The organism is Rhodoferax sp., assembly GCF_037143375.1.
GTDB lineage: Bacteria > Pseudomonadota > Gammaproteobacteria > Burkholderiales > Burkholderiaceae_C > Rhodoferax.
This window is the reverse complement of the sequence record NZ_JBAWYV010000286.1, coordinates 1-2251: the sequence shown is the minus strand read 5'-3', so window position 1 is coordinate 2251 and position 2251 is coordinate 1. Positions and strand designations below refer to the sequence as shown.

General features: G+C 58.1%; 2 pseudogenes. Both read right to left on the bottom strand.

Annotated elements, in window-relative coordinates:
* Nucleotides 1-525, bottom strand: a pseudogene (locus WCG50_RS19075) (DNA recombination protein RmuC); the annotation flags it as partial.
* A 67-nt stretch (nt 526-592) separates the two neighbouring features.
* Nucleotides 593-2251 (bottom strand): annotated as a pseudogene (locus WCG50_RS19070) (hypothetical protein); the annotation flags it as partial.

The following is a 2251-nucleotide window of genomic DNA, read 5'->3' as shown; positions in this document are numbered from 1 at the left end:
CGTGGTTTGCAGCTTTTCATCGACCGTGGCGCGCATCTCGTCGAGCTTGGTCGCATTGGTGGCCTGCAGTTGCAGCAACTGTTTCTCCAGCGTCTCGCGCACCTCGTTCATGCGCCGGGCGTTGGATTCGCTCAAGCCAGAGAGTTGGTTGGTGAGCGTGTCGGACAACGTTTTTTGCAACAACGCCAATTGCTGACCAAAGGCGTCAATCTGGGTGTTTTGAGTGCGTGTGGCCTCGGCACCCTGCTGCACCAGGGTTTGCTGAAAGGTTGCTAGGTTTTGCGTCAACTCCTGGCGCCCACCGCGCGACGACTCGCTGATCTCGCGGCGCAACTCGCGCTCCAGACGCTCCGTGCGCTCGGAACTGGCCTTGGCCGTGATCTGCACCGCGGCCAGCACTTCCAGCTTGGCTTGCTCCGCCTGCAGGCCAGCGGTGTCAGCCGTGCGACGCAGCGCCAGCCACAGCAACACCAGCCCATTCAAAACGGCCAGCGCCAGCACCAGCCACAACAAAATATCATTCAAATCAGGTTCTCACTTGGGGGTTGAGCAGCCAGTATGCCCGGCGCAGTGCCCAAACGCCGCGAGGCGATTAGCGCCCAGCAAAACTATCGGCTCCGCGCACGGTGAAACTGGTGAGTTCCTGGCGCTCGTAAAACTCAATATTATTATTCTGGCTGCGTTGCTCAAATTCACTGGCGACAAAGTTGTGCAAGGCTGGCACGTACCACTTGGTGTCGGTGATGCGAACCACATAGGCACTGGACTTGCTCAAATTTTTGCCATTGGCGAAACCCGTAAATTCAACTTTCCAGGCTTCAAACTCACCCGCCGGCACTTTGATCATTTCTTTGGCGAGCACTTTGAGCGTCCCATCGCGCTCCTCCACCCCATGCGTGCCGTCCGCGTTGCGCCACACCATCGAGTGTTTGATGGGCTCTGTGCGACCAACCTCCAACTGGCTTGGAACCCATTTGTAGGCAGGGGAATACTCGCGCACATAACCATTGGTTCCGTGCAGGGACTGAATCGCCCCATCGGCGGTCCAGGTTGCAAAGCCGTCGCTGAGCTTGATGGAACCATCGCTGTTGAAGCCGTTGATTTTGCGGCTCCAGTTGCTGACCACTTCTTGCTTGAACTTGTCCACCGTCTGGTAAAGCCAACGGTCGCCCACACTGAAACCTGCGCTATTGCGGAGGGCGGCCTGTCGCTGTAACTTGCCTGGTGTTGGCGTCACTGGTTGGGTCTCGACCGGTTTGATGGTCAAGTTGGCCAACAGTTCGGCCGTGCGTTGATCGACGGCGGCCTGGTCACCAGCCACACCAGTTCCAGCGCTTGCAAATGAAACACCGCCATTCTGACCAGCGGCCTGCATCTGGTTGGCTTGGGCTGCCGCAGTGGCCTTGGCATCAGCCAGACTGAAACTCTGAAGGGCCACGCGCTCTTGCAATATGGTTTTGCCGGTCTTGACGCTGGTCTCAAAAATATCTTGCGCCACGACCCGCTTGACTTCCGGCACAAACCAAAACGTGTGGTCAAGCAGGAGCTCTTCGCCATTGTTGGTGTTGGCGCCTTGGGCGAGTCGGCGGATGCGCCATGCCAGGAAATCACCGGCGGGGGTGCTGACTTTCTCACGCCCAATGACTTCTATCGAACCTTTGCCGACAAACTTGACTTCTCGGCCATCGTCTTTGTACTTGCTCAACACGTCATAGCTGATGGGTTCTTTGAATCCGGGGCTCAGTTGTGTCGGCACCATGCGGTAACCCGCGCTGTAAAAGCGCTCCCGCTCAAAGTTCGGCAAATAGCTGAACTGGCCCGAGGCCGTAAGGACGCCCCCAGCGTTGAAAACAGCGTCGCCATTGGCCCCCAGCGAAACCACTTTTTGCGTATAGGCGCTTGATTTCAGGTTGCGCACTTTATCGCTGGCAAAGGTCCAACTGTCGCCCACTGAGTAGTTAATGTGCGTAGTGTGGTTGCCAGTTTTAGTGGGCTTTGCGGGCTGTGATGGCGTGGGTGTTGCAGCAACCAAAGGCTGTGAAGTGGGGGCTGAAATACCGGCTACCGCCACCACCGGCTGCAACTTCAGCAGCTGGGCGCGCGCATCCGCCGCAAACTTGCCGGTGGGATAGCGGTTCAGGTACGCCCGGATTTCGATGCTCAGGCTGCTGGCTTTGACGGCATCCCACAGCGCAGCCTCGACCGCCGAGCCAGAGTCAAAGGGCACGACCACCACCGACCCACCCCTGAA